Origin of the sequence: Alcaligenes pakistanensis, assembly GCF_014652815.1 — a bacterium.
Taxonomy (GTDB): domain Bacteria; phylum Pseudomonadota; class Gammaproteobacteria; order Burkholderiales; family Burkholderiaceae_B; genus Alcaligenes; species Alcaligenes pakistanensis.
In genome coordinates, this window is record NZ_BMZN01000004.1 from 276,725 (window position 1) to 300,917 (window position 24,193).

Annotated in this window: 24 protein-coding genes; 17 read left to right on the forward strand and 7 right to left on the reverse strand. The window is 56.4% G+C overall.

The features are described from left to right. Positions 1 to 315 precede the first annotated feature (315 nt). The 10 genes from IE156_RS14115 to IE156_RS14160 all read left to right on the forward strand — a co-directional run bounded on the left by IE156_RS14115 (position 316) and on the right by IE156_RS14160 (position 7,933). Complete coding sequence (locus IE156_RS14115; RefSeq protein WP_189393187.1) at positions 316 to 921, forward strand: MotA/TolQ/ExbB proton channel family protein; 606 nt, start codon at positions 316 to 318, stop codon at positions 919 to 921. After that, positions 921 to 1,325 (forward strand): ExbD/TolR family protein, encoded by a 405-nt coding sequence (locus IE156_RS14120; protein ID WP_189393188.1) that lies wholly within the window; start codon positions 921 to 923, stop codon positions 1,323 to 1,325. Before IE156_RS14115 ends, IE156_RS14120 begins: the two co-directional genes overlap by 1 nt. Continuing rightward, positions 1,322 to 2,401, forward strand: coding sequence for a tetraacyldisaccharide 4'-kinase (gene lpxK, locus IE156_RS14125; protein WP_189393189.1), 1,080 nt, complete (start codon positions 1,322 to 1,324; stop codon positions 2,399 to 2,401). The genes IE156_RS14120 and lpxK overlap by 4 nt, the downstream gene beginning before the upstream one ends. Further along, positions 2,401 to 2,586 (forward strand): Trm112 family protein, encoded by a 186-nt coding sequence (locus IE156_RS14130; protein ID WP_189393190.1) that lies wholly within the window; start codon positions 2,401 to 2,403, stop codon positions 2,584 to 2,586. The genes lpxK and IE156_RS14130 overlap by 1 nt, the downstream gene beginning before the upstream one ends. 1 nt (position 2,587) lies before the next feature. Continuing rightward, positions 2,588 to 3,352, forward strand: coding sequence for a 3-deoxy-manno-octulosonate cytidylyltransferase (kdsB, locus tag IE156_RS14135; RefSeq protein ID WP_189393191.1), 765 nt, complete (start codon positions 2,588 to 2,590; stop codon positions 3,350 to 3,352). Between the two features lie 102 nt (positions 3,353 to 3,454). Beyond that, complete coding sequence (gene adk / locus IE156_RS14140) at positions 3,455 to 4,111, forward strand: adenylate kinase (RefSeq protein WP_189393192.1); 657 nt, start codon at positions 3,455 to 3,457, stop codon at positions 4,109 to 4,111. A 64-nt stretch (positions 4,112 to 4,175) separates the two neighbouring features. Then, a complete protein-coding gene (locus IE156_RS14145; protein WP_189393193.1) occupies positions 4,176 to 4,940 on the forward strand; it encodes a 3-hydroxyacyl-CoA dehydrogenase in 765 nt (254 codons plus the stop codon). Between the two features lie 18 nt (positions 4,941 to 4,958). Next, complete coding sequence (murJ, locus tag IE156_RS14150; protein ID WP_189393194.1) at positions 4,959 to 6,512, forward strand: murein biosynthesis integral membrane protein MurJ; 1,554 nt, start codon at positions 4,959 to 4,961, stop codon at positions 6,510 to 6,512. A 58-nt stretch (positions 6,513 to 6,570) separates the two neighbouring features. After that, positions 6,571 to 6,834, forward strand: coding sequence for a 30S ribosomal protein S20 (gene rpsT, locus IE156_RS14155; protein WP_189393195.1), 264 nt, complete (start codon positions 6,571 to 6,573; stop codon positions 6,832 to 6,834). Between the two features lie 157 nt (positions 6,835 to 6,991). Continuing rightward, complete coding sequence (locus tag IE156_RS14160; protein WP_189393196.1) at positions 6,992 to 7,933, forward strand: 2-hydroxyacid dehydrogenase; 942 nt, start codon at positions 6,992 to 6,994, stop codon at positions 7,931 to 7,933. 60 nt (positions 7,934 to 7,993) lie between these two features. Here the strand turns inward: IE156_RS14160 and IE156_RS14165 are convergent, their stop codons facing one another. Next, complete coding sequence (locus IE156_RS14165) at positions 7,994 to 8,308, reverse strand: DUF3579 domain-containing protein (RefSeq protein ID WP_189393197.1); 315 nt, start codon at positions 8,306 to 8,308, stop codon at positions 7,994 to 7,996. A gap of 252 nt (positions 8,309 to 8,560) precedes the next feature. On the opposite strand from IE156_RS14165, the gene argF reads away from it, so the two are divergent. Then, positions 8,561 to 9,502 carry an ornithine carbamoyltransferase gene (gene argF, locus IE156_RS14170; RefSeq protein ID WP_189393198.1) on the forward strand — a complete coding sequence of 314 codons (942 nt, stop codon included), beginning with the start codon at positions 8,561 to 8,563 and terminating at the stop codon, positions 9,500 to 9,502. Positions 9,503 to 9,768: 266 nt separating this feature from the next. On the opposite strand, the gene IE156_RS14175 is transcribed toward argF, so the two are convergent. The 6 genes from IE156_RS14175 to kdpF all read right to left on the reverse strand — a co-directional run bounded on the left by IE156_RS14175 (position 9,769) and on the right by kdpF (position 17,911). Continuing rightward, positions 9,769 to 10,476, reverse strand: coding sequence for a response regulator (locus IE156_RS14175; protein WP_189393199.1), 708 nt, complete (start codon positions 10,474 to 10,476; stop codon positions 9,769 to 9,771). Beyond that, positions 10,473 to 13,142 (reverse strand): DUF4118 domain-containing protein, encoded by a 2,670-nt coding sequence (locus IE156_RS14180; RefSeq protein ID WP_189393200.1) that lies wholly within the window; start codon positions 13,140 to 13,142, stop codon positions 10,473 to 10,475. The genes IE156_RS14175 and IE156_RS14180 overlap by 4 nt, the downstream gene beginning before the upstream one ends. 45 nt (positions 13,143 to 13,187) lie before the next feature. Continuing rightward, complete coding sequence (gene kdpB, locus IE156_RS14185) at positions 13,188 to 15,272, reverse strand: potassium-transporting ATPase subunit KdpB (protein WP_189393201.1); 2,085 nt, start codon at positions 15,270 to 15,272, stop codon at positions 13,188 to 13,190. A 14-nt stretch (positions 15,273 to 15,286) separates the two neighbouring features. Continuing rightward, complete coding sequence (gene kdpC / locus IE156_RS14190) at positions 15,287 to 15,961, reverse strand: potassium-transporting ATPase subunit KdpC (RefSeq protein ID WP_189393202.1); 675 nt, start codon at positions 15,959 to 15,961, stop codon at positions 15,287 to 15,289. A 12-nt stretch (positions 15,962 to 15,973) separates the two neighbouring features. Beyond that, positions 15,974 to 17,677, reverse strand: a complete 1,704-nt coding sequence (gene kdpA / locus IE156_RS14195; RefSeq protein ID WP_189393203.1) for a potassium-transporting ATPase subunit KdpA — start codon at positions 17,675 to 17,677, stop codon at positions 15,974 to 15,976. Between the two features lie 138 nt (positions 17,678 to 17,815). Next, complete coding sequence (gene kdpF, locus IE156_RS18605) at positions 17,816 to 17,911, reverse strand: K(+)-transporting ATPase subunit F (RefSeq protein WP_189393204.1); 96 nt, start codon at positions 17,909 to 17,911, stop codon at positions 17,816 to 17,818. Positions 17,912 to 18,183: 272 nt separating this feature from the next. Between kdpF and IE156_RS14205 the strand changes: the two genes are divergently transcribed. The 6 genes from IE156_RS14205 (at position 18,184) to IE156_RS14230 (ending at position 24,164) form a co-directional block, all read left to right on the forward strand. After that, positions 18,184 to 19,269 carry a LacI family DNA-binding transcriptional regulator gene (locus tag IE156_RS14205; RefSeq protein ID WP_189393205.1) on the forward strand — a complete coding sequence of 362 codons (1,086 nt, stop codon included), beginning with the start codon at positions 18,184 to 18,186 and terminating at the stop codon, positions 19,267 to 19,269. A 156-nt stretch (positions 19,270 to 19,425) separates the two neighbouring features. Then, entirely contained in the window at positions 19,426 to 20,388 is a 963-nt protein-coding gene (locus IE156_RS14210) for an ABC transporter substrate-binding protein (protein ID WP_229841403.1), read from the forward strand. Between the two features lie 157 nt (positions 20,389 to 20,545). Next, the gene (locus IE156_RS14215; protein WP_189393207.1) at positions 20,546 to 21,352 is read left to right on the forward strand and encodes an ABC transporter permease; all 807 of its coding nucleotides are present in this window, start codon (positions 20,546 to 20,548) and stop codon (positions 21,350 to 21,352) included. A gap of 7 nt (positions 21,353 to 21,359) precedes the next feature. Then, on the forward strand, positions 21,360 to 22,172 hold the full coding sequence (locus IE156_RS14220; protein ID WP_189393208.1) for an ABC transporter permease: 813 nt from the start codon (positions 21,360 to 21,362) through the stop codon (positions 22,170 to 22,172). Beyond that, on the forward strand, positions 22,162 to 23,226 hold the full coding sequence (locus tag IE156_RS14225; RefSeq protein WP_189393209.1) for an ABC transporter ATP-binding protein: 1,065 nt from the start codon (positions 22,162 to 22,164) through the stop codon (positions 23,224 to 23,226). Before IE156_RS14220 ends, IE156_RS14225 begins: the two co-directional genes overlap by 11 nt. 104 nt (positions 23,227 to 23,330) lie before the next feature. After that, positions 23,331 to 24,164, forward strand: coding sequence for a phosphodiesterase (locus tag IE156_RS14230; RefSeq protein WP_189393210.1), 834 nt, complete (start codon positions 23,331 to 23,333; stop codon positions 24,162 to 24,164). The last annotated feature ends 29 nt before the right edge of the window (positions 24,165 to 24,193 follow it).

Below are 24,193 nucleotides of genomic sequence, written 5' to 3' on the forward strand. Positions count from 1 at the left end.
GCAGCACTTTATTGAAAACGCATAAACCATTGAAATTAAACACTATTTATAAAAACACCAAGATGGTCGAAAATTAGCCAGAGAACCTCTAAACCACCACCCGAGCCACTATGGGATGTTTTATACACAGAATTATCCACAGTTTTTGTGGATAGTTTTAGCACTACACCTATTACTGCAAATACATCATGACTTTGGCGTAGGTTTCGGGAAAAAGACCGTAAAGTGTACCGCGCCCGCGCCGGAACATTCCCGCAATGCAGACAGGGGCTCTACAATAAGCGTTGATTTATTTCGTGACCGGATAATCGACCCGTGCTTACTTTGATCCATGCCGCTGGCTGGCCTGTCTGGTTCCTACTGGCCTGCTCTATTCTTGCCCTAGGCCTGATTCTGGAACGCCTTTTGGCTTTACGCAGCAAACGAATCCTACCGGCTGGGCTGGCGCGCCAGATCAGCGAGCTGACTGCGCAAAACCGCGTCCAGGACGATTCCCTGCCTCGCCTGTACGACAACTCCCCCTTGGGTCGAGTATTAGCCACCGTACTGAAACATCGCCTTCAAACTCCGGCGCTGCGTGAAGCCGCCGTCGAGGCCGAAGGCAAGGACATCAGCTATCAGCTGAATAAATACATCCCCGCATTAGGCACCATTGCCGTCATCGCTCCCCTGCTGGGTCTGTTTGGTACGGTTATTGGCATGATCGATATTTTTGCGGCCTACGACCCTGCCGGTGGCGATCCTAGTCTGATTGCCCGTGGCATTTCTGTAGCCCTGTACAACACCGCCCTGGGGATTCTGATTGCTGTCCCGGCCATGATCTTTCACCGCTACTTTCGCAGCCGGGCCGACTATCTGCTGCATTGCCTGGAAAGTGAAGCCGGTGCCTTGGATCGTTTGCTGGCTCAGAGGGCCGCCTAATGCGCTTTCGCCGAGCCCAAGACCAGGACACGCTGGAATTGAATCTGGTGCCCTTGATTGATGTCTTGCTGGTCGTGCTGATTTTTCTGGCCGCCAGCAGCACCTTTGTGCGCCATCGCCAATTGGATGTGTCCCTGCCCCAGGCTCAGGCCCAAGCCGCTCAAGCGGCTGAGTTATTGCTGGCCATCAGCCAGGACGGGCGCTACGCCCTGAACGGCATGTGGCTCGATGCCAGCAGCACTGCACCATTAAGCCAGGCCCTATCCACTGAAAAGACCGATGAGAACAGTAGCTTGCTGATTCTGGCCGATGCCCAAGCCCCTCATTTTGCTGTCGTGCAAGCCATGGAAGCGGCCCGTCAAGCAGGCATCCATCGCATTCATTTTGCGACCCAGGCTCCATGAGTGTGCGCGTCCGCCTGACAGATTGGCTGCACCGCCAATGGCAGAAAAAAGGCTGGTTCAGCCTGATCATGCGCCCTCTTTCAGCCTTGGCCGCCCTATTTGTACGTCGTAAACAGCAAAGGTACGAACAAGACCCCAGCGCCTCTTACCGCAGCCCGGTTCCGGTGATTGTGGTGGGCAATATTATTGTGGGTGGTGCTGGAAAAACTCCTGTCGTGCTGGCACTGACTGAACAATTACGCACATTAGGATGGACGCCGGGCATTATCAGTCGAGGCTATGGCGTAGACATCGGCCCCACCCCCTGCGTAGGTCAAGGTCAATTAGCCGCCGAACAGTTTGGTGATGAACCTACCCTGATCGCCGCCCAAACCCAGGCCCCGATCGCTGTCCATCCACGCCGTGTCCTGGCTGCCCAAGCCTTGCTCAAGGAGTTCCCGGCGGTAGATCTGATTATTGCTGACGACGGGCTGCAACATCTGGCCCTGCAGCGCGATCTGGAAGTGGTAGTGCAAGATGCTCGTGGCGTGGGCAATGGCTATTTACTGCCTGCCGGGCCCTTGCGCGAAAGCCCCGAACGCCTGCGCCGGGTAGACTGGTTGATCAGCCAGATTGTGGCTGATCAAGCGCCCCCTTCTACCCCCCAGCCTGCCGACCCGGGCCGCAGCTTGACCATGAGTTTGCATCCTTATCAATTAGAGCACCTGATCTCTGGACGTCGCCTGGACTGGTCGGACTGGTATCAGGCATACGGGCAGCAAGACCTGCAAGCCTTGGCTGCCATTGGCCAGCCCGCCCGGTTTTTCACCATGTTGCGCGCCTGTGGTCTGCGCCTGAACCAAACATTTGCCCTGCCCGACCATGCCGCCTTGCAAGTACAAGACTTTCAAGCCTTGCATGACGGGCCAGTACTCATTACCCGTAAAGACGCCGTAAAATGCCAGCACCTGAACGACTCACGCTTGTGGGTCGTGGATGTTCAGCCCGTGTTTTCACACCCCGGCTGGATTGCTGAACTGGACAGTCTGTTGCGCAAACGGCGCTTAACCCCTCCCTCTTTACCCGGAGTCCCATAATGGAAACTCGCCTACTCGAAGTGCTGGTCTGCCCCTTGTGCAAAGGGCCTTTGCGCCACGACCGCGAACAGCAAGAACTGGTCTGCAAGGCCGACAAACTGGCCTTCCCCGTTGTGGATGGCATCCCCACCATGCTGATCAACGAAGCGCGCCAGTTGAACGCCCAGGAACAAGCCAGCAGCTGATATGACTTTTTCCGTCATCATCCCCGCTCGCCTGGGTTCCACCCGCTTGCCCAACAAACCGCTGGCCGACATTGCTGGCCAACCCATGATCGTGCGTTGTGCTCAGCAAGCTGCGCTTAGTGGCGCACGCCAAGTCTGGGTAGCAACGGACTCGCAAGCTGTGCTGGAGGCGGTGCAAGCTCATGGTTTCCTGGCCCTGCTGACCGATGCGGAGCATCCGACCGGTACGGATCGTCTGGCTCAAGCCGCCCGCCTGCTGGAACTGTCTGAGGACGAAATCGTCGTCAATGTGCAAGGCGACGAACCCCTGATTCTGCCCGAGCATATCAATGCAGCTGCCGAGCTTTTGGCCCGCAGCACGCAAGCCGATATCGCCACTCTGGCTGCGCCTATCAAGAACGCCGAAACGTTGTTCAATCCCAATGCCGTCAAGGTGGTGTGCGACCTGCAGGGCCGCGCCCTGTATTTCTCCCGCGCCCCTATGCCCTGGGCCCGTGATGCCCTGGCGGGCGGCGAACAGCTGCTGGCCGACGGACTTCCCGCATTGCACCATATCGGCCTTTACGCTTACCGAAATCGCTTCTTGCAGCAGTACGCCCAGCTACCGCGTGGGCCGCTGGAGCACTTCGAGTCCCTGGAGCAGTTGCGAGCCATGGAAAACGGCTTCCAGATTATGGTTCACCGTCTTCAGGCGATTCCTGCAGCCGGGGTAGACACCGAGCAAGACCTGGAAAGAGTACGCGCTCACTTCGCAAATCGGTTATAAAAGATCTTTTTTCTGCTCTGTCCGAATAAAAAATGCGCGAAATATGCTGCATTGCATCATACTGAAGCGAGAATCGGATCGACGCATTTCCTGGAGGAATTCATGCGACTAATACTGCTCGGGCCCCCTGGTGCCGGCAAAGGCACTCAAGCTGCTTTCATTACCGAGAAATTTGGTATTCCACAAATTTCCACGGGCGATATGTTGCGTGCCGCTGTCAAAGCCCAAACCCCGCTGGGTGTAGAAGCCAAAAAAATTATGGATGCCGGCGGCCTGGTTTCGGATGACCTGATCATCGGACTGGTTCGCGATCGCCTGCAAGCTGACGACTGTGAGCCCGGCTACCTGTTCGACGGTTTCCCTCGTACGATTCCTCAAGCAGATGCTTTGAAGGATGCCAATGTCCAACTGGACTTCGTGATCGAAATCGACGTACCCGAAGAAAGCATCATCGAACGCATGAGCGGCCGTCGTATTCACGCTGCCAGCGGTCGTAGCTACCACGTTACCTTCAATCCACCCAAAACCCCCGGTGTAGATGATGTGACGGGCGAGCCCTTGCTCCAGCGCGAAGATGACCGCGAAGAAACCGTACGCCATCGCCTGTCTGTCTATCGCGAGCAGACCCGCCCTCTGGTCGATTACTACTCGCAATGGTCAGCCACCGGCGACCCACAGGCTCCGGCCTATCGCAAGATTTCCGGCGTGGGCAGCGTTGATGAGATCCGCCAGCGCATTGTCGACGCCCTGGCAAGCTAAGTAAGTCTAGATTTCAACCGGCCCCAAAAGGGCCGGTTGTTTATTATTCAAGGGAGACAAGCTCATGCAAATCAATAAGAAAACATTTATTGTCACGGGCGGCGCATCTGGTTTGGGCGCAGGCACCGTACGGATGCTGGTTGAAAACGGCGCCCGCGTGGTGATCGCCGACATTCAGGACGAAGCCGGTCAGGCGCTGGCCAAAGAACTGGGCCAACATTATCAGCGCTGTGATGTGACCTCGGAGCAAGACGCCCAGGCCGTTGTAGACCTGGCTTGCCAGGACAGTGCCCACCCCCTGTTTGGCCTGATCAACTGTGCTGGCGTGGCCCCTGCCTCGCGCACCGTGGGACGCAATGGCCCCCACACGCTGGACCTGTTCCAGAAAACCGTCATGATCAATCTGGTCGGCACGTTCAATATGTGTCGTCTGGCTGCTGCTGCCATGAGCAACAACACTCCCGAGCCATCAGGTGAGCGTGGCGTGCTGATCAATACCGCGTCTGTCGCTGCCTATGACGGCCAAATTGGTCAGGCCGCTTACGGTGCCTCCAAGGCGGGCGTCGTGGGTTTGACCTTGCCCCTGGCACGCGATCTGGCGCAAACTGGCATCCGCGTCATGACGATTGCTCCCGGCATCTTTGGCACCCCCATGATGTTTGCCATGCCTCAGGAAGTTCAGGACTCGCTGGCTGCCAGCATTCCCTTCCCGTCTCGCCTGGGTCGTCCCGACGATTTCTCCCAACTGGTGCACAGCATTATCAGCAATGAAATGCTCAATGGCGAAACTATCCGTCTGGATGGCGCCATTCGCATGGCACCAAAATAACTTTCTGTATCGGCTCCAATGGGTTTGTTTCGCTCGGCGGCCACGATTAGTGGCCTGACGCTGCTGTCTCGCATTACCGGACTGGCACGCGATATTCTGATTGCCCGCGCCTTCGGGGCGGGCCCGCTTACTGATGCCTTCTGGGTGGCGTTTCGCATTCCCAATTTGCTGCGCCGCCTGTTTGCAGAAGGGGCGTTCTCGCAGGCTTTTGTACCCATCCTGGGACAAGTTCGCAAAGAGCACGAGCCCGACAAGGTCCAGCAATTGCTGGATCGGGTCGCCTTGCTGTTGACCGTTGCCGTCATGGTGGTCACGGCGATTGGTATTGTGGCTGCCCCCTGGGTAGTCAGCGCCATGGCCAGCGGCTTGACCTCCCCCGAGCGGCAAACCGAGTTTGGGGCCGCCATCACCATGACGCGCCTGATGTTCCCCTACATCATCTGCATGTCGCTGGTGGCCTTTGCTTCTGCCGTACTCAATACCTGGAGCCGCTTTGCGGTTCCGGCCTTCACCCCCATTCTGCTGAATCTGTCCATGATTGCCGCCAGCCTGTTTCTGGTCCAGCACATGGAAATCCCGATTTATGCCCTGGCTATCGGTGTGATGGTCGGTGGTCTGGCCCAATTGCTGGTGCAATGGGCTGCCCTGGCCCGCCTGGGCCTCTTGCCGCGCCTGTCATTTCGCCTGGGCGAGGCGCGCCGTGACCCTATCGTGCAACGCATTCTGAAGCAGATGCTGCCTGCTATTTTGGGTGTATCGGTGGCGCAGATTTCTCTTTTGATTAATACCAATATCGCCACCTGGCTACAGTCCGGCAGCGTGACCTGGCTGTCCTTCGCCGACCGTCTGATGGAATTTCCCACTGCCCTGCTGGGCGTGGCGCTGGGCACCGTCTTGCTGCCCAAGCTGTCTGCCGCACATGCAGGCAAAGACGATAAACACTACAGCGCCCTGTTGGACTGGGGTTTGCGTCTGGTTTTGCTGCTAGGTCTGCCAGCCGCTCTGGGCATGGCCTTGCTGTCCGATGGTCTGGTGGCCACCTTGTTCCACTATGGTGCATTTGCAGCCGCTGACGTTGCACAGACTAAGCTGGCAGTGGGTGCCTATTCTGTGGGTCTGGTCGGTTTGCTGGCCATCAAGATTTTGGCCCCCGGCTTTTACGCTCGCCAGGACATACGCACTCCGGTACGTATTGCAATTGGAGTGCTGATCATTACGCAGCTGTTTAATCTGCTGCTGGTCCCCACTTTCGCCCATGCCGGACTGGCACTGTCGATTGGCCTGGGAGCCATCGTCAATGCCCTGACCTTGCTGGTGATGTTGCTCAAACGGGGGATTTACCAGCCCAATCATGACTGGTTACGTTTTCTTCTGAAGATCCTCCCTGCCCTGGGCGCCCTGGCCCTTGTGCTCTGGCTGGCCCAGCACTATATCGACTGGATCGCCCTGGGAATCACGCCCTTGCTGCGCGTGCTTTATCTGAGCGGGGTGTTGCTTGCCAGCGGTATTTCCTATTTCGGTATGTTGTTTATCGTAGGCATTCGACCCTCTTACTTTACAAAGCGGGCGTAGTGTCCTAGAATAATTGTCTTTGCCGATTAAACTTTAAAACTTAGGCTTTACTAAAAACATGGCTAATACCGCACAAGCGCGCAAGCGCGCCCGCCAAGCAGTGGCTCGTAACAAACACAACGCCAGCATCCGTTCCATGCTGCGTACCGCTATCAAGCGCGTTCGCCAGGCTGTCGAAGCCGGTGACAAAACCGCTGCTAACGAAGTTTTCCGCAAAGCGACCAGCATCATTGACCGCGTTGCCGACAAGAACATCATTCACAAGAACAAGGCTGCCCGCCACAAGAGCCGCCTGTCTAGCGCTGTCAAGGCTTTGGCCTGATTGCAAAAGATTTTTAATGGTTTAATCGGCTCTGGCCTAAAAACCAGTTAGAAAAGGGGTGCTAAGCACCCCTTTTTTATTAGCCACAAAACCATTGCCTGGACACGCAGGCCAATCATGCTAAGTTATGGATTTGCTTTTTCATTAGTGAGTCCCCATGACACGTCCCATCGTGCTGCAACTGGCATCTTTGGCCCAGCACCCCTCTTTTGACGATATCGACCGTCACTTCGAGCGCCTTGCCTTTCAAGACCTGACAGAACTCTCTGCCCAACAGATTGAGCGCGTCCAGATTCTACTGACCAGCGCGGTCACCCCTACCCCCGCCTCCTTAATGGACCGTCTGCCCGCTTTGAAAGCGATTTGCAGCGTAGGCGTAGGCTACGACTCTATCGACATCCATGCCGCCAAACAGCGTGGCATACAAGTCAGCACCACCCCCGATGTTCTTAACGATTGCGTGGCCGATATGGCCTGGGCTTTGATGCTGGATGCCGCCCGACGCCTTACTGAATCCGACCGCTATGTCCGTGCCGGCCTGTGGGATCGCCCCAACGGCTTTGGGCTGGGCACTCGTGTCAGCGGCAAGAAACTGGGTATTGTGGGCCTGGGCCGGATTGGCCAGACGATTGCCCGCCGTGCCAGTGGTTTTGATATGGAGTTGCGCTACCACAATCGTCGCCCACGGCACGATGTGGCCTGGCACTATGAGCCCTCTTTAATTGAGCTGGCCGATTGGGCTGACATTATGGTGATTGCTGCAGTCGGCGGAGACGAGACGCGCGGACTGATCAATATCGACGTACTGAATGCGTTGGGCCCGAAAGGCATTCTGGTCAATATTGCTCGCGGTAGTGTGGTCGATGAAAGCGCGCTGATCGCTGCCCTGCAAGAAGGACGTCTGGGCGCTGCCGGGCTGGATGTATTCGAGAACGAACCCCAGGTACCCCAGGCGCTACGCGATCTGAATCAAGTGGTATTGGCACCGCACACGGCCAGCGCTACGGTAGAAACGCGCGAAGCCATGTTGACACTGACGCTGGAAAATATTTTGCAGTATCAAAAAACCGGTAAGGTACTGACACCGCTAAGCGTCTAGAACAGCCATGTCGCCTATCGTTTTCGCGGTGGCGACATACTGCTCAGGCCAGGTTTGTGCTCAAGAGTCGACCGGGTCCATATTTTCAGGATCAATGCCGGTGATTTTTAAATTATTGTCGTCTGCAAAGCCACAAACGAATTTCCAGGCCAAAGGTTCCAGCTCTCGCAGGCGTGCATCCACGACAACACACCGCACACCGTCAATCAAACGCGGCACCACATAGGGCGAATAAGTCAGATGACCACCCATCGCCCCTGCAGGACGAAACTGGGACATTACACCGGCCAAGCGCTCGGCCCAATCACTGGGACGAAACCGCTGATCCTGCCGGGTCACACCATGGATAACAAGTTGCTTCACTGGCTCTGTCATAACAATTAATGGCTAATCGTGCAGTTCAGGTCTGCTGCACCTTTTCCTTTCTTGCCCCGCATTGTATCCGATCGCGGCCACGCAAAGCCTGGGATTCAAGAAATTAGCCGCTTGACAATTTATTGCCAGTCATTGCTTTGAGTGATCAATTTATTCCAAAATCAGGCAGTTAGACCGTCCTTTGCTTGGGCTGTCTTTGCTCTAAATAGCCGGACAGGTTAAGATTACTTTCTTTATTCGTTGGATTTTTTTATGGATGCCATCGTGCAAGCAGGGCCGCTTCGGCACTTTCTGCAATTTCGCGACTTTTCTCACGACGAAATTTTATATGTGCTGGACCGCGCACGCCTGATCAAAGACAAGTTCAAACGCTATCAGCCGCACCACACATTGCACGACCGCACCCTGGCGATGGTTTTTGAAAAAGCCAGTACCCGTACCCGGGTTTCGTTTGAAGCCGGTATGTATCAGTTGGGCGGTTCGGTCATTCACCTGACCACCACCGACTCGCAGTTGGGCCGCTCCGAACCCATTGAAGATACCGCCCGCGTGGTTTCCCGCATGGTCGATATCGTCATGATTCGTACTTTCGAGCAGACCCGTCTGGAGCGCTTTGCCTCCCACTCGCGTGTGCCGGTCATCAATGGCCTGACCAACGAATTTCATCCCTGCCAAATTCTGGCCGACATCTTCACCTTTATCGAACACCGTGGCGATATCAAGGGCAAGACCGTGGCTTGGATTGGTGACGCTAACAATATGGCTTACACCTGGCTGCAGGCGGCTGAAATTCTAGGCTTCACCCTGCACGTGTCAGCGCCTAACGGCTATCACCTGGAAGCAGACCGTACCGGTAACCCGAACTCCAGCATTCTGCGTGAATTCGACGACCCACTGGAAGCCTGCAAAGGCGCGCACCTGGTCACCACCGACGTGTGGACCAGCATGGGCTACGAAGACGAGAACGAAGAGCGCCGCAAGGCCTTTGCCGATTGGCGTGTCGATCAGGAAATGATGGACGTGGCCGATCCCAACGCGATCTTCATGCACTGCTTGCCCGCCCACCGTGGCGAGGAAGTCACTGGCGAAGTCATTGACGGCCCACAAAGCGTGGTCTGGGATGAAGCAGAAAATCGCCTGCACGTACAAAAGGCATTGATGGAATTCTTGATTCTGGGACCTCTGGAAGCCTAAGCGCTCCTACCCAGGGCAAACTGCCCATGAATGAAAAAAGGGATGCTTAGCATCCCTTTTTTAATGCGGCAGCGACACAGATAAACCTAATGGCAATCATTAAATAAGCGCTTGAAGAGCATCTAAATACGGGGGGATTCCTCCTCCTTGATAAAAGCGACACTCTGCTACTGCTCCGTTTAATATTCCCGCGATACGGTGCTGACACAGCGCCCAGACTATTCCCCCCGTGCTGTGCTGCAGATTATCAACGCAACACGCCCGTCCTACTCTGCGACCTCCAGACCCGCTAATCGATACCCAACTTGCAGCTCTGTCAGCAAATACTTAGGCTGCGCGGCATCCTGCTCCAGTTTTTGACGTAGTTGCATCATGTACACCCGCAGGTAATGAGGCCGATCTGAATACGCCGCCCCCCAGGTTTCATGCAGCAAGTGCTGATGCGTCAGCACCTTGCCATGGCCTCGAATCAGAGCGGTCAGCAGACGAAACTCGATGGGCGTCAAATGCACGACCTCCCCGTCACGAGCGACTTCATGGGACGCCAGATCCACACTAACGCCACCAAATCGAACCCGCGACGAGGCCGCCTGAACATTCGGGACTAGCTGAGAACGCCGCAACAAGGCCCGGATTCGAGCCAATAGCTCCGGTACCCCAAAGGGTTTGACCAGATAATCATCCGCCCCAGCATTCAGCGCGGCCACTTTTTCTTCTTCCCTCTCCCGCGCGGATAAAACCAGAATGGGCGAGTAGACCCAGCTACGCAGATCACGAATCAAATCTTTGCCATCACCATCTGGCAATCCCAAATCCACAATCATCAAATCAGGGCGTCGGGTTGCCGCATCCATACGTGCCTGCGCCAGAGTGCTGGCCTCAATAACTGACATGCCCTCCTGCTCCAAAGCAATCCGCACGAAACGACGGATATTAGCCTCATCCTCGACAATCAGTATCTGGGCTTTGTTCATGTCAGTAACTCGTCACTATCCATACGGGGAGCCGCTTGCCAGGGTAGGCGAATCTCAAAGATCACCCCATGAGGCAGACGCGGCTTGGCGCTGATCGTACCACCATGCGCAGCAATAATCGTTCGACACAAGCCCAAACCCAAGCCAACCCCGGCAACCGAGGACTCTTTCTGCCCCCGCGTAAAGGTGTCAAACAAACGCTCGGGATCGCCCGGCGGCAAACCGGGCCCATCATCACTGATCAAGAGATACATGGACTGGCCAGAGCACTGCCCGCGCAAAGAGATGGTGCTGTTCTTGGGCGTGTATTTGGCGGCATTATCCAGCAGATTCGTCACCACCCTTTCCAGCAAGACACCATCGACCTCGACCAAAGGCAGATCAGCCGCAAACTCGGTCAGCACTTTGCGGGGCTGCAAGGCTGCTGCGCAACGACCAAGCGCAATACCCACGATTTCACCCAGAGCATGCCACTCTTTATGCAGCTTGACCCCTTCACTTTGCATACGAGCCAAGTCCAGCAGATTGGACACCTGACGGCGCAGCTCATCGGACTCAATACGTATGGAACGGGCAATGTCACAACGCTCTGTTTCGCTCAAGCCCTTGGGCTGTTCCAAGGTTTCAGCCAGCCCTCGAATAACCGTCAAGGGGGTCCGTAAATCGTGCGAAACAGCAGATAAAAGGGTGTTGCGCATTTTCTCCCCCTCCATGCGCAGCACCGTATCCTGAGCGATCTCGACGTAGTGAATGCGCTCCAAAGCCTGCGCAAGCGTAAAGCAGCAAGCATCCAGCAAGCGCCGTCCATCCGGCGTTCCCAAAGAAGCGGCGCCCCCAGACTGAACCACCAGCACACCACGCGGAGCCATCGGGCCTTTAAGGGGCAGATACAAGGCGCTAGCACCACTCAAGGTCTCAGTACCATTGCCGGCGGGTTCCATATGCTCAAAAACCCATTGCGCCACCGAAAGCTCAACAAACTCCGTGTGGCGGGTAGCCACTAACTGATTCTGCTGATCTGGCACTACCAATACCACCTGCATCTCGAATAAAGGCTCCAGCGTATCCCGACATACCGCCAAGACTTGCTCCAAAGCCAGCGCCCCAGCCAGATCCCGACTAACACGCGTCAAGGCAGCAGCACGGCGTTCACCATCACGTGCTGCTCTGGCCTCGGCCTGCAGCTTGGCGGCCAACTGGCCAATAATCAGCGCAACCCCCAGCATGACACCGAAGGTAAACACATATTGAGTGTCAGTCACCGAAAAGGAATAGCGTGGCTCGACAAAAAAGAAGTCAAAAAACGCCACCGACAATAAGGATGCCCAGACGCCGGCCAGTCGCCCCAAGCGCAGGGCGATAAACACCACCGTGATCAAAAACAGCATGATCACATTGGAAAGCTCGAAAAATGGCAGCAATTGCTTGGCAAGGATTGCCGTAATGACGCAGACCACCGAAGCAATCGATAAGGCTTTGCCCTGGGCCATGGCTGGCTCCAGTTCCAGAGGTCGTATGGGTCGCTGCCCCCCTTCTATGCGCACCAACAGCAATCCAATTTCCGGGTTGCTGCGAGCAAGACGCTCAGACAGGCTGGTCCGCCAAGGCAAGACAGAGTGTGCGGAGGAGTTACCCAGAATCAACTTGGTGGCATTGCGTTGGCGGGCATAGGCCAGAATCGTATGCGCCACATCCTGTCCAGCCAGATTGGCAAATTCCGCACCCGCATGTTGTGCACTGGCCGCCAGACGAACCAAAGCTTCCTGCGCCTTGATCTGACCACTTTCCTGCGGCGTATCCACATGCAGCACGATCCAGGGCGTCTGAAGCTGCTGCGCGAGGCGTGCGCCCTCCCGAATCAAGGCTTCCTGGGCGCTATCAGCATTGACGCACACCATTAATAGCTCGCGGGTCGGCCAGACCGTTCGTATGGCATGGGAAATCCGGTAGACATGCACATCAGCATTGACCCGGTCGGCCACCCGGCGCAGAGCCAGCTCCCGTAGAGCAATCAGATTGCCACGACGAAAAAAGTTCTGGCGGGCCTGCGCGACCGAGTCAGCCAGATAAACCTTGCCCGCATTGAGTCTGGCCAAGAGGTCATCGGGTGGCAAATCCACCAGCAGCACGTCGGCAGCCCGGTCAAAAATCCGGTCGGGTACGGTCTCCCGAACACGGACTCCGACAATGCCGCCCACCACCTCATTGAGACTGTCCAAATGCTGCACATTCAACGCGGTATACACATCGATACCGGCATCCAACAGCTCTTCCACATCCTGCCAACGCTTGGTATGGCGGCTGCCCTCTAAGTTGGAATGCGCCAACTCGTCCACCAGCAAGAGCTGATAGCCCGAAGCCAGGGCAGCATCCAGATCAAACTCTGTCACCACCCGCCCCTGACGCTGATACTCCCTACGCGCCAAAACAGGCAAACCTTGCGTCAAAGCCTGCGTTTCTTGCCGGCCATGCGTCTCTACCAGGCCGATGGCAACCGCCACACCTTCGGCCTGACGCTGATGGGCGGCCCGGAGCATGGCATAGGTTTTACCCACGCCCGCACAGGCTCCAAAGAATATCTTCAGCTGCCCGCGGCGCGGCTGATGCGGATCCTCGCCCACCACCTGCAGCAGCTCATCCGGGTCTGGCCTATCCTCAAGCGACATGGATCTGTGCACTCCATCCAGAAAATTGCTATTGATCTTACGCTCTTATCCAAAAAAGGGAGTCAGCAGCAAATCAATCAGTTTGATACCTATAAAGGGCGCGATCAGCCCTCCCAGACCATAAATCAGCAAGTTGCGCTTTAGCAGGCGGCTGGCGGGTTCGGCTCGGTATTTGACACCCTTCAAGGCCAGGGGAATCAAGGCGATGATAATCAAGGCATTAAAAATCACCGCTGACAAAATGGCGGAAGCCGGACTATGCAGCTGCATGACATTCAAGGCCCCCAATGCGGGATAGGTCACCACAAAGGCAGCGGGAATAATGGCAAAGTACTTGGCCAGATCGTTGGCAATACTGAAGGTAGTCAAAGCACCGCGTGTCATGATCATCTGCTTGCCCACCTCGACCACGCGCAGCAGCTTGGTAGGGTTGCTATCCAGATCCACCATATTGCCCGCCTCTTTGGCCGCCTGGGTGCCACTATTCATTGCCACGGCCACATCCGCCTGTGCCAACGCAGGAGCATCGTTAGTGCCGTCGCCAGTCATAGCGACCAAACGCCCTTCGTCCTGATAGCGGCGAATCAGTTGCAGCTTGTCCTCGGGTGTGGCCTCGGCCAAATAGTCATCAACCCCGGCTTCCGCCGCAATAGCCGCTGCCGTCAGTTTGTTATCGCCGGTAATCATGACCGTCTTGATACCCATGGCACGCAGCTCAGCAAAGCGCTCCTTGATGCCGCCTTTAATAATGTCCTTGAGTTCCACCACACCCAGCACCTTATTGCCTTCCGCCACCACCAGTGGCGTGCTGCCCCGTCGGGCGACATCATTCACCAAGGTATCCAGCTCGCGAGGAAATACGCCCCCCTGTGACTCAATGTGCGAACGCATCGTGCTCGCTGCCCCTTTACGGATCTGGCGACCATCGATATCAATCCCGCTCATTCGGGTATGGGCACTAAAGGCAATAGTCTGTGCCCCTTGCAGTTCACGGCCCCGCAAATTGAAAAGCTGCTTGGCCAGCACCACAATGGATCGGCCTTCCGGGGTCTCATCCGCCAACGAGGCCAACTGGGCCGCATCCGCCAAGACTTGTTCAGATACTTGCGGCGCCGGTAAAAATGCCGAGGCTTCCCGATTGCCCAAGGTGATCGTGCCCGTCTTGTCCAGCAGCAACACGTCTACATCGCCTGCAGCCTCAATAGCGCGACCGGAGCTGGCCAGCACATTGGCCTTCATCATGCGGCTCATCCCCGCGACTCCCACTGCGGACAACAAAGCGCCGATAGTGGTCGGGATCAAACACACCAGCAAGGCAATCAAGGCGGTGATCGTAACTGGCGATCCTGCACCGGTCAGGGTCGTCGCAAAGCTGGAGAAAGGCAATAAAGTGACGCAGACCAATAGAAAAATCAGCGTCAACGCCACCAGCAGGATGTTTAAGGCAATCTCATTGGGCGTCTTGCCACGCTTGGCCCCTTCCACCATAGCAATCATGCGGTCAAGAAAAGCCTCGCCCGGCTTGGCCGTCACCTGCATCACCAGCCAGTCCGACAGAACACGAGTGCCGCCCGTTACCGAGCAAAAGTCCCCACCCGACTCGCGGATAACTGGCGCAGATTCCCCGGTAATGGCGGACTCATCCACTGAGGCCGCTCCCTGCAAGACTTCGCCATCAGCCGGAATAATCTGCCCTGCTTCAACCAGCACATAGGCACCGGGCACCAGCTCGTCGCTGGGTACAGGCCAGGATCGACTATCGCGTGCAGGGTCTTTCAAGACTTTTGCCATGACGCGCTTGCGAGTAGAGCGTAGCGCGTCGGCTTGCGCCTTGCCACGCCCCTCTGCCACTGCCTCTGCCGCATTGGCGAACAACACCGTAAACCACAAGCAAGCGGCGACAGCCCAAATAAACCCAGCGGGCGCCTCGCCCTGCCCCATCAAGGCCTGCACGCCCAGCAAGCTGGTCACGATGCTGCCCAGATACACCACGCACATCACCGGGTTTTTGAACTGAACACGTGGAGACAGTTTTTTAAAGGCATCCTTGCAGACCGTGCCCCAAGGCAAGGCCCTAAACGTCGTCGAGCGCTCTGCCTCTTGCGAAGCCTTCAGATCAGTAATAGACATAATGACACCTGCTCCTAACGCACTGCAGGCTGGACGGCCTTAGCCATATCCAACGCAAGATTAAGCTCCAAGACCTGCACGCGAGGTTCGCCCAACACGCCTAACTGACGGCCACTGGTGTAGCGATCAAGCAGTACCTGAACCTGGGCAAGCGACATGCCACGTACCCTGGCGACCCGGGCGGCTTGCAGGCGGGCATTGGCAATGGAAATATGAGGATCCAGACCGGAGGCCGATGCCGTCACCGCATCAACCGGCACCTTTGCATCGTCTGCCAGACCATTCATCACGCGATAGGCTTTGCTACGCTCGGCCACGGCCTCAAGCAGACTTTGGCTAAGCACACCCTGATTACTGGCCCCGCTGGCAGCCGCGTTATAAGGCTGGGCGAGGCTGCGGGATGGGTCGGCCGGATCAGCCCCTAAGGTTGCACTGGGGCGGCCATGAAAGTACTGAGGCTGACTAAAGTACTGACCAATCTGGCGCGAACCCACGACGTGGCCATCGCGCTGAATCAGACTGCCTTTGGCCTGTTCAGGGAAAAGGGCCGTCCCCAACATCGCGGTCGCCAAAGGATAGGCAATGCCGGTCAAGAGCATAAAAAAGGCGGCAGACACCAATGCAGGGCGCAGCAAGCTTTTCAACGTCGATGCGGCTGGCACTAAGACCATAAAGTGTGGTGTAGACATGGCAGTCAAACCTCAAAAAGTAATTCCATCGAGCATCAGCAAATGCTCCACAATCGGCCCCAAGGCCAGCGCGGGCATGAAAGTAAGCCCTCCCACCACCAGGACCACAAAAATCAGCAAACCGGTAAACAAGGGAGTGGCCGTCGACAAGGTTCCAGGGCCGGCAGGTACGGCTTTTTTAGCTGCCAGTACGCCAGCCAAGGCCAGCAAAGGCAGCAAGGTCAGGTAGCGTCCGACCAGCATGGCCAGCCCTATCGTCGTATTGAAAAATGGCGTATTGGCGTTAAAGCCCGCGAAGGCAGAGCCGTTATTGGCCGTCCCCGAGGTATAGGCATACAAGACTTCGCTAAAACCATGCGGCCCCATATTGGACAGGCTGTCCATGGTCGATGGCAGCACGCTGGCCAGCGCGGTAAAGCCCAGGATGCTGAATGCGTGCGCCAGCATGGCCAGCATCACGAACTTCATTTCCCGCGCCTCGATCTTCTTGCCTAGAAACTCGGGGCTGCGCCCTATCATCATGCCCACCAGAAACACCGTCAAAATGGCATAGCTGACCAGGCTGATGAAGCCCACTCCAATCCCACCAAAGACGTTGTTCAGCATCATTTGTGCAATCGGCACCAGGCCACCCAGGGGCGTCAAGGAAGAATGCATGGCGTCCACCGAGCCCGTCGTTGCTGCCGTGGTCACCGTGGCAAACAAGCTGCTTTGCGCCACCCCAAAACGCAATTCTTTGCCCTCCAGATTGCCGCCCCCCATAGTGCTACTTTGGGTTTGATCGACACCCAACGAGCTCAGCAAGGGATTGCCCGCCTGCTCGGCGCTGTAGATCAAGGACAGAAAGCCAATGAACATCACCAGGAATGCAGCAAAGAAGGCCCAACCCTGGCTGCGCCGCCCCAGCATGGAGCCAAAGGCGTAGGCCAGGGCCGAGGGCACCAGCAACATGCTCAGCATGTGCACGGTGTTGGTCAAGGGCGTAGGGTTTTCAAAAGGATGGGCGGCATTCATACCAAAGAAACCGCCCCCATTTGTACCGATGTGTTTGATACTCTCGAAGCTGGCCACGGGCCCAAGAATAATGTGTTGCTTGAGGCCTTCCAACGTATTGACCACCACTTCCGCAGTCAGTGTTTGCGGCATGCCTTGCCAGATATAGAGCAAGGCCAGCAAAAAGCTGCAGGGCAAAAGCAAACGGTACAAGGCACGGGTGAAGTCCACCCAATAGTTGCCGATATCGGCCGTATTTTTACGACTTAAACCACGTATAAAGCCACCCGCTGCCGCCAGACCCGTCGTGGCGCTGATCATCATCAAAAAAGTGATCGCCGCCATTTGAGAGAAGTTGGACAGGCTGGATTCACCCGAGTACGCCTGCCAATTGGTATTCGTCGTAAACGACACGGCGGTGTTAAAGGCCAGGTCTGGAGATTGCGCCGCCCGCTGCAAGCTGTCGCCAGGAATCCACGCCTGCACACGCAAAAGAACATATCCTAGAAGCAACATGGCGGCATTGCTCAGCAAAAGCGCCAGACCATATCGCTTCCAGGACATTTTCTCGTCTGGGTTCACCCCCAACAGCCTATACGTGCCACGCTCGATCACGCCGTGATTCGGACTGCTAAAAAGATGGGCAATCCACTTGCCCGCCACCACCAGCAAGACCGTTGAGACGGCCAAAACAATCAGGAACTGCATCAGATCATCCAGCATGACAGCCCCTCTTACAGTCTCTCAAGACCAAGAACAAATCCGATCGCCATCGCAAAAAACGCAAACAGCACCGTTAGAAATAGAACATCACTCATTTGCACACCTGTTCCAAACAATGAACGTTTAGGGAGCCCGAAATCAAAAATTTTCGGCCCTAAGCAAGGCATAGAACAAATAGATAAATAGCCCCAGGGCAACGCCGCCCGACAGAACTGTAAAAAAGGACGCACTCATCCCCGCCTCCTAGTAATGCTGACCAGCAGCAGACAGATCAAGTCTAGGATTGGCGGCGTAAATTCAGAGCAGTGTTTAATGGTCTGCGTATAAAGACGGCATATGGATTGTGACGTGCAGACAGAAGCGCTGTGGCGGCAAAGGGTCGCCGGACAGGCCCCAAACCAGCTCAGACGATCACTCGTTCACTGGTCAAAAAATCACGGGGCGTCATTTGCCTGACATATAGCTTTGCTCAAATGTAATCGTTTTCATTTTGACGGCTGGGTGTCATGGCTACAGTTGGAATCCTGGATGTTGCCAAAGCGGCGGAGGTGTCCGTGGCCACCGTGTCGCGCGCACTGAACGAGCCAGAAAAGGTAGGCGCAAAAACCTTGCTGCGCGTGCAGGCCGCCATCCAGGCTATGGGTTATGAACCTAATGCATCTGCCCGCAGTCTGCGCAGCCAGCGTAGTCGTGTGATCGGTGTGATCTTGCCGACGCTGCTTAACCCGGTCTTTGCAGAATGCCTTAAAGGTATTGCCGATACGGCTGCCCAGGGTGGCTATGCCATCCTGCCGTTTTTTACCGATTACCACATCGAACGCGAATCCCAGGCAGTCGCCTTGCTGCTGGCCAGCAATGTGGAAGGCATCGTGCTGGTGGTATCCAATCCCGCCTCCTCTCCCGCTCTGGCCCGACTAAGCAAGACGACCTGCCCCTATGTGCTGGCCTATAACCAGCACCCGGATCACCCTTGCGTGACCGTAGACGGCGAGCAGGCCATGATCGACTTGATCGCCCACCTTGTGGCCGGAAGCCACCACCGGATTGCGATGGTGACGGGACACTTGCACGTTTCCGATCGAGCCCAACAGCGCAGCCGTGGATACACCCGAGGTATGGAACAGGCCGGGCTGCGGCCTCTTGCATTGCTGGAGGTGCCTTTCATGGACCAGGCCCCAGCAAAAGGCACAAGCCAGACAGATGCACAGCCTGGCGACACGCGGGCAGGAACTCATCTGGCTGATGTCGCCACGCTCTTGCGTCAGGCGCACAGGCCCACAGCCCTGATTGGCTCCAATGATCTGATTGCCATGCGCTGCATGCGAACCGCCCAACAAATCGGGCTGCGTATCCCCCAGGACATCAGCGTGGTCGGTTTCGATGGCATTGGCATCGGGGCGGACCTCTTTCCCCGCCCGGCCACCATCGTTCAGCCTAATGAAGAAATCGGCCGGCAATGCGTAGGCTTGCTGTTGACCGCCGTGAAACGACAAGAAGCCGTGCCTACCCAAGCTTCGGTGCTCTTGCCACACCGCTTTGACCCAGGTGAATCCTGCGCCCCCTGTCCTTTTCCTCCCGATGCGCATCCTTGATGCAGCCCCCTTTTCCCGAGGGAATGATTCCCGCAACGACCCTGCTCTTACGCCTTGACGGGCTTTTTTCTAGACACAACTCACTGACTGGAGTGATGGATCATGAAACATATTCTGAGTTCACTGGCGGGCCGTGTGGCACTGCCACTAGCCTTGATGACTTTTGCTAGCGCCGCAGCCGCACAGACTGCCATTTGCTACAACTGTCCCCCTGAATGGGCCGACTGGGCCAGCCAGATCGAAGCGGTCAAACAGCACACCGGCATCACCGTGCCACCAGATAACAAGAACTCGGGCCAATCGCTGGCGCAGTTGGTGGCGGAGTCCGCCAACCCGGTGGCCGATGTGACCTACCTGGGCATCACCTTTGCCATTCAGGCCAAGAAAGAAGGCATAACCCAAGCCTACAAACCCGAAGGCTGGGAGCAGATTCCCGAGGGCCTGAAAGACCCACAAGGCCATTGGTTTGCCATCCACTCGGGCACCATGGGCATCATGGTGAACAAGTCGGCCCTGGGCGATGCCCCTGTGCCCAAGTCCTGGGAAGACTTACTCAAGCCTGAGTACAAAGGTTTGGTCGGCTATCTGGACCCCTCTTCTGCCTTCGTTGGCTATGTCGGTGCCGTTGCCATCAATGAAGCCTTGGGCGGCAATATGGACAACTTTGACCCCGCTATCAACTGGTTCAAGGCGCTGCAGAAAAACAATCCCATCGTCCCCAAGCAAACCGCCTATGCCCGCCTGATCTCCGGTGAGATCCCGATCCTGCTCGATTACGACTTCAGTGCCTACCGCGCTCAGTACAAAGATGGGGAAGACGTGGCCTTCGTCATTCCACAAGAAGGCACGATTGTGGTGCCCTACGTCATGTCGCTAGTGAACAAGGCACCGCACGCCGATGACGGCCGCAAAGTACTGGATTTTGTCCTGTCCGAGCAAGGCCAATCTATCTGGGCCAATGCTTTTTTGCGCCCCGTTCGTAGCAGCGCAGTCAGTGAGCAAGCGCAATCGCGTTTCTTGCCCGACAGCGAATATGCCCGCGCCAAACCCGTTGACTATGACCGTATGGCACAAGGCCAAAAACCCTTTGCCGAGCGTTACCTGGCAGAGGTTCGCTAAGCCATTTCACTCTGTAGCCCAGGCTGGGCCAAGCACACTCTGGCCTGCTGCAGAGCGGAATTCAAGGCGTTCGGCTCCCTGGACTGGACCATCTACATCGGGGCCTCGAACGCCATCGAGCCGCCATTTTCTGCCCCGTATTTCCTGGAGTTAGCATATGCGACGCCATTACCTACTGCCACTGTGCTCCGCCCCAGCTCTCGCCTTCTTCGCCGCTTTCTGGTTGTTGCCAGCGGCACAGTTGCTGGCGCTGCCTGCCCATGACGGCATAAAAACGTACTGGGTCGTCTTGAGTTCGGGACGTTACTTGCAAGCCTTACTGCAAACCCTCGCCCTGTCCGTTGTTGTCACCTTGGCCACCCTGGTATTGGGCGCAATGGTCGGGATCGTAATGGCACGGCATCGTGTACCCGCAAAACGGCTTCTGCTTTCACTGATGACTTTGCCTCTTTCCTTCCCCGGCGTCATCGTGGGTTTTTTCATTATTTTGTTGGGTGGCCGACAAGGTGCGCTGGCGCAAATCACCCAGGAGCTGGGCCTTGGGCGGGTGACCTTTGCCTATGGCTTGCTGGGCCTGTTCCTGGCGTACCTGTATTTTTCCCTGCCCAGAGCGATTGCGACCTATACCGCTGCAGCCCAGTCCATTGATCCCAATCTGGAAGAAGCAGCGCGCTCCTGTGGCGCAACACGCTGGCAGATCGCCAGAGATGTGTGGGTGCCCGAGTTGGCCCCCACTTCACTTTCTTGCGGTGCCATCGTTTTTGCCACCTCAATGGGCGCCTTCGGCACGGCCTTTACCTTATCCAGCCGCTACGAAGTCTTGCCTATCACCATTTATAACGAATTCACGAATTATGCGAATTTCACCTTGGCAGCCAGCCTGTCAATTTCATTGGGACTGTTGACATGGTTTACCTTGTGGCTGGCCCGCCGCCTGGTGCGCGATCCGTCTATCAGCGCGTGAGGTTGCCATGACGCTACGATCCTCTTCTGGCATGCATCGCCCTTCCCCCCTCTTGCTGGCCGTCACCGGGCTGACCGTACTGTTTTTGCTGGGGCCTATTCTACTTTCCGTCATGGCGGGTCTGGTCAACAATTACCGTGTGGGGCTGAAAAGCGGCCTGACCTTGAAATGGGTAGCACAGGTCTGGGCCAACTACGGCGGTACGGTCTGGCTGTCCCTGCAACTGGCCTTACTCTGCGTACTGGCCGTCATCCTGCTGGGCGTGCCGTGCGCCTATGCCTTGGCACGCAGCCGCTCCCGCCTGGCTCGTTTGTTTGAGGAACTCTTGACCTTGCCCGTTGCCGTGCCAGGAATGGCCTCCGCGCTGGCTTTGCTGCTGGCCTACGGTTCCCTGCAAGGCTTTCGCCAAAGCTTCTGGTTCATTCTGGTCGGACACATTGTTTTTACCTTGCCCTTTATGGTGCGTACCACGACGGCAGCCCTGCAAAAACGCAGTCTGGTGGATCTGGAAGAAGCCGCTCGATCGCTAGGGGCCAGCTTTACTCAGATCTTTTTTGGCATTTTGCTGCCCGCCATTTTGCCGGCCATTGTGGCAGCTAGCCTGATGGTGTTCACCCTGTCCTTGGGCGAGTTCAACCTGACCTGGATGCTGCACACGCCACTAACCCGCACCTTGCCGGTGGGGCTGGCCGATAGCTACGCCTCAATGCGCATTGAGGTGGGTTCAGCCTACACGCTGATTTTCATGCTGGTTATTTTGCCCGTGCTGTGGGGCTTACAAACCCTGGCCCGCTTGCTGGAGAGACACAATGAACCATAAACACATACCGGTGCGCATCGAGCACTGTGCCAAAACCTATGCAGACGGCACCCGAGGCCTACATCCCAGCACCTTGGATATTGCCCCCGGTGAAGTCATGGCTCTGCTAGGCCCGTCAGGCTGTGGCAAAACAACGCTGCTACGACTCATCGCTGGACTGGAGATGCCCGACGCGGGCAGCCGTATCTTCTTCGATGCTCAGGATGTTACACAGCTACCTATAGAGAAGCGCGAGGTGGGCATGGTCTTTCAGCACTACGCGCTATTTCCCACTATGACGGTAGAGGCCAATATTGGCTATGGGCCAAAGATCAAAGGAGTGGCACAGGCGCAGCGTCAAAGCCTGGTAGGTGAGTTAGTAGATTTAATGCGTCTGAATGGCCTGGAAAAACGTCTTCCTTCCGCCTTGTCCGGCGGCCAACGACAAAGAGTGGCCATTGCCCGCGCCATTGCCAATCAACCACGCGTCTTATTGTTAGATGAGCCCTTGGCTGCGCTGGACGCCAAACTGAAAGTGTCCTTGCGAGACGAGTTGGCCGAACTGCTACGACGTCTGCGTATTACGGCTATTCATGTTACCCATGACCAGCAAGAAGCCTTTGCTATTGCCGACCGGCTGGCCGTTATGCATGAAGGCCGCATCGTCCAGATTGGGGATGGAGAAAGCCTGTACCGCCACCCTGCCCATCCTTTTGTGGCTACGTTTTTAGGGCGGGTTAATGTGTTGCGTCGAAATGAACAAAGCCTGCTGAACAACGAAGTGGAATTAGCGGGTCTAAGCCTGTCCTGCCCGGATGCCTTACGCGGTGCGCAAGAATTACTGGTGCGCCCAGAAGATATCACCGTTTGCATGAACACACAGCCGGGCTGGGCGCGAGCCAGAGTCAAACAGCGCAGCTTCCTGGGAGGACGGGTTCAATTGACGCTGGACGTGGACGGCCAAGCCGCCCTGATTGCCGAAGTGGACCGCGATCACCCAGCAGTCATAGGCAGTAGCGTCGGCATTCACATCCCACTTAGCGCGCTGATGCCAGGCACGATAGCGCCGTCCTGAAGCCATCGGTTGGACTGCCCCGTCTATCCATCAGACGCCTCGTCTCCACTCGCCAAAAAAACACTTATTCAGGGAACGCCTCGATAGGAGCGGCCCGATCAAACATGCTGAAAACACTACTTATTCAAATGACAGACCCGCATATCCGGGAAGAAGGCAGGCTGGCCTACGGGCGCTTGAATACCGCCCCCTATTTGGTACGCGCCATCGCTCACGTCCTGGCGCTACCGCAAAAACCGGATGCCCTTGTACTGACGGGTGATCTGACCGATTTTGGTAGACCGCAAGAATATGCTCACTTGCGGGCTTTGCTGGAACCCTTGGCACCCATACCTGTGTACTTGATGCCGGGGAATCATGATGACAGGGAGCAACTGCGTCTGAGCTTTCCAAAACATCGTTATTTAGGCCAGGCCGGGCCTATTTGTTATAGCGTGGATATGGGTGAATTAAGGCTAATCGCCCTGGACAGCGCTGTGGCAGGTGCCAGTGCGGGCAGCCTGGATGAAAAGCAGTTAGATTGGCTGGCAGCCGAACTGGACCAGCAGCCAGATCGTCCAACAATCATTGCGCTGCACCACCCTCCCTTTCAAACCTTGATCGGCCATATGGACAAGATCGGCCTGTTGCAGGGAGCAGAACGACTGGAGGAGCTGGTGCGTCGTCACAGCAATGTAGAGCGTGTCATCAGCGGACACCTGCATCGCACGATACAAGTTCGCTTTGGTGGCAGCATTGCCTGCACAGCACCGTCCGTCGCCCATCAGGTCTGCCTGGATCTGGCTCCCGATGCGGCCTCCGCATGGACACTGGAGCCTCCCGGCTACGCAGTTCATGCCTTGAATGCTCAAGGACATATCGTCACGCATACCGCCACGGTGGGAGAATTTGAAGGGCCCTTCGCCTTTCATGAACCCGATGGCGCGTTGATTGATTAAGCCAATATCAACTCGTCTGCTTGACGAGT

Excerpts from the sequence above, each read along its gene's own strand:
- IE156_RS14120 (WP_189393188.1), top strand. The coding sequence starts at position 921 with ATGCGCTTTCGCCGAGCCCAAGACCAGGACACGCTGGAATTGAATCTG.
- lpxK (WP_189393189.1), top strand. The coding sequence starts at position 1,322 with ATGAGTGTGCGCGTCCGCCTGACAGATTGGCTGCACCGCCAATGGCAG.
- IE156_RS14130 (WP_189393190.1), top strand. The coding sequence starts at position 2,401 with ATGGAAACTCGCCTACTCGAAGTGCTGGTCTGCCCCTTGTGCAAAGGG.
- kdsB (WP_189393191.1), top strand. The coding sequence starts at position 2,588 with ATGACTTTTTCCGTCATCATCCCCGCTCGCCTGGGTTCCACCCGCTTG.
- adk (WP_189393192.1), top strand. The coding sequence starts at position 3,455 with ATGCGACTAATACTGCTCGGGCCCCCTGGTGCCGGCAAAGGCACTCAA.
- IE156_RS14145 (WP_189393193.1), top strand. The coding sequence starts at position 4,176 with ATGCAAATCAATAAGAAAACATTTATTGTCACGGGCGGCGCATCTGGT.
- murJ (WP_189393194.1), top strand. The coding sequence starts at position 4,959 with ATGGGTTTGTTTCGCTCGGCGGCCACGATTAGTGGCCTGACGCTGCTG.
- rpsT (WP_189393195.1), top strand. The coding sequence starts at position 6,571 with ATGGCTAATACCGCACAAGCGCGCAAGCGCGCCCGCCAAGCAGTGGCT.
- IE156_RS14160 (WP_189393196.1), top strand. The coding sequence starts at position 6,992 with ATGACACGTCCCATCGTGCTGCAACTGGCATCTTTGGCCCAGCACCCC.
- IE156_RS14165 (WP_189393197.1), bottom strand. The coding sequence starts at position 8,308 with ATGACAGAGCCAGTGAAGCAACTTGTTATCCATGGTGTGACCCGGCAG.
- argF (WP_189393198.1), top strand. The coding sequence starts at position 8,561 with ATGGATGCCATCGTGCAAGCAGGGCCGCTTCGGCACTTTCTGCAATTT.
- IE156_RS14175 (WP_189393199.1), bottom strand. The coding sequence starts at position 10,476 with ATGAACAAAGCCCAGATACTGATTGTCGAGGATGAGGCTAATATCCGT.
- IE156_RS14180 (WP_189393200.1), bottom strand. The coding sequence starts at position 13,142 with ATGTCGCTTGAGGATAGGCCAGACCCGGATGAGCTGCTGCAGGTGGTG.
- kdpB (WP_189393201.1), bottom strand. The coding sequence starts at position 15,272 with ATGTCTATTACTGATCTGAAGGCTTCGCAAGAGGCAGAGCGCTCGACG.
- kdpC (WP_189393202.1), bottom strand. The coding sequence starts at position 15,961 with ATGTCTACACCACACTTTATGGTCTTAGTGCCAGCCGCATCGACGTTG.
- kdpA (WP_189393203.1), bottom strand. The coding sequence starts at position 17,677 with ATGCTGGATGATCTGATGCAGTTCCTGATTGTTTTGGCCGTCTCAACG.
- kdpF (WP_189393204.1), bottom strand. The coding sequence starts at position 17,911 with ATGAGTGCGTCCTTTTTTACAGTTCTGTCGGGCGGCGTTGCCCTGGGG.
- IE156_RS14205 (WP_189393205.1), top strand. The coding sequence starts at position 18,184 with ATGGCTACAGTTGGAATCCTGGATGTTGCCAAAGCGGCGGAGGTGTCC.
- IE156_RS14210 (WP_229841403.1), top strand. The coding sequence starts at position 19,426 with ATGACTTTTGCTAGCGCCGCAGCCGCACAGACTGCCATTTGCTACAAC.
- IE156_RS14215 (WP_189393207.1), top strand. The coding sequence starts at position 20,546 with ATGCGACGCCATTACCTACTGCCACTGTGCTCCGCCCCAGCTCTCGCC.
- IE156_RS14220 (WP_189393208.1), top strand. The coding sequence starts at position 21,360 with ATGACGCTACGATCCTCTTCTGGCATGCATCGCCCTTCCCCCCTCTTG.
- IE156_RS14225 (WP_189393209.1), top strand. The coding sequence starts at position 22,162 with ATGAACCATAAACACATACCGGTGCGCATCGAGCACTGTGCCAAAACC.
- IE156_RS14230 (WP_189393210.1), top strand. The coding sequence starts at position 23,331 with ATGCTGAAAACACTACTTATTCAAATGACAGACCCGCATATCCGGGAA.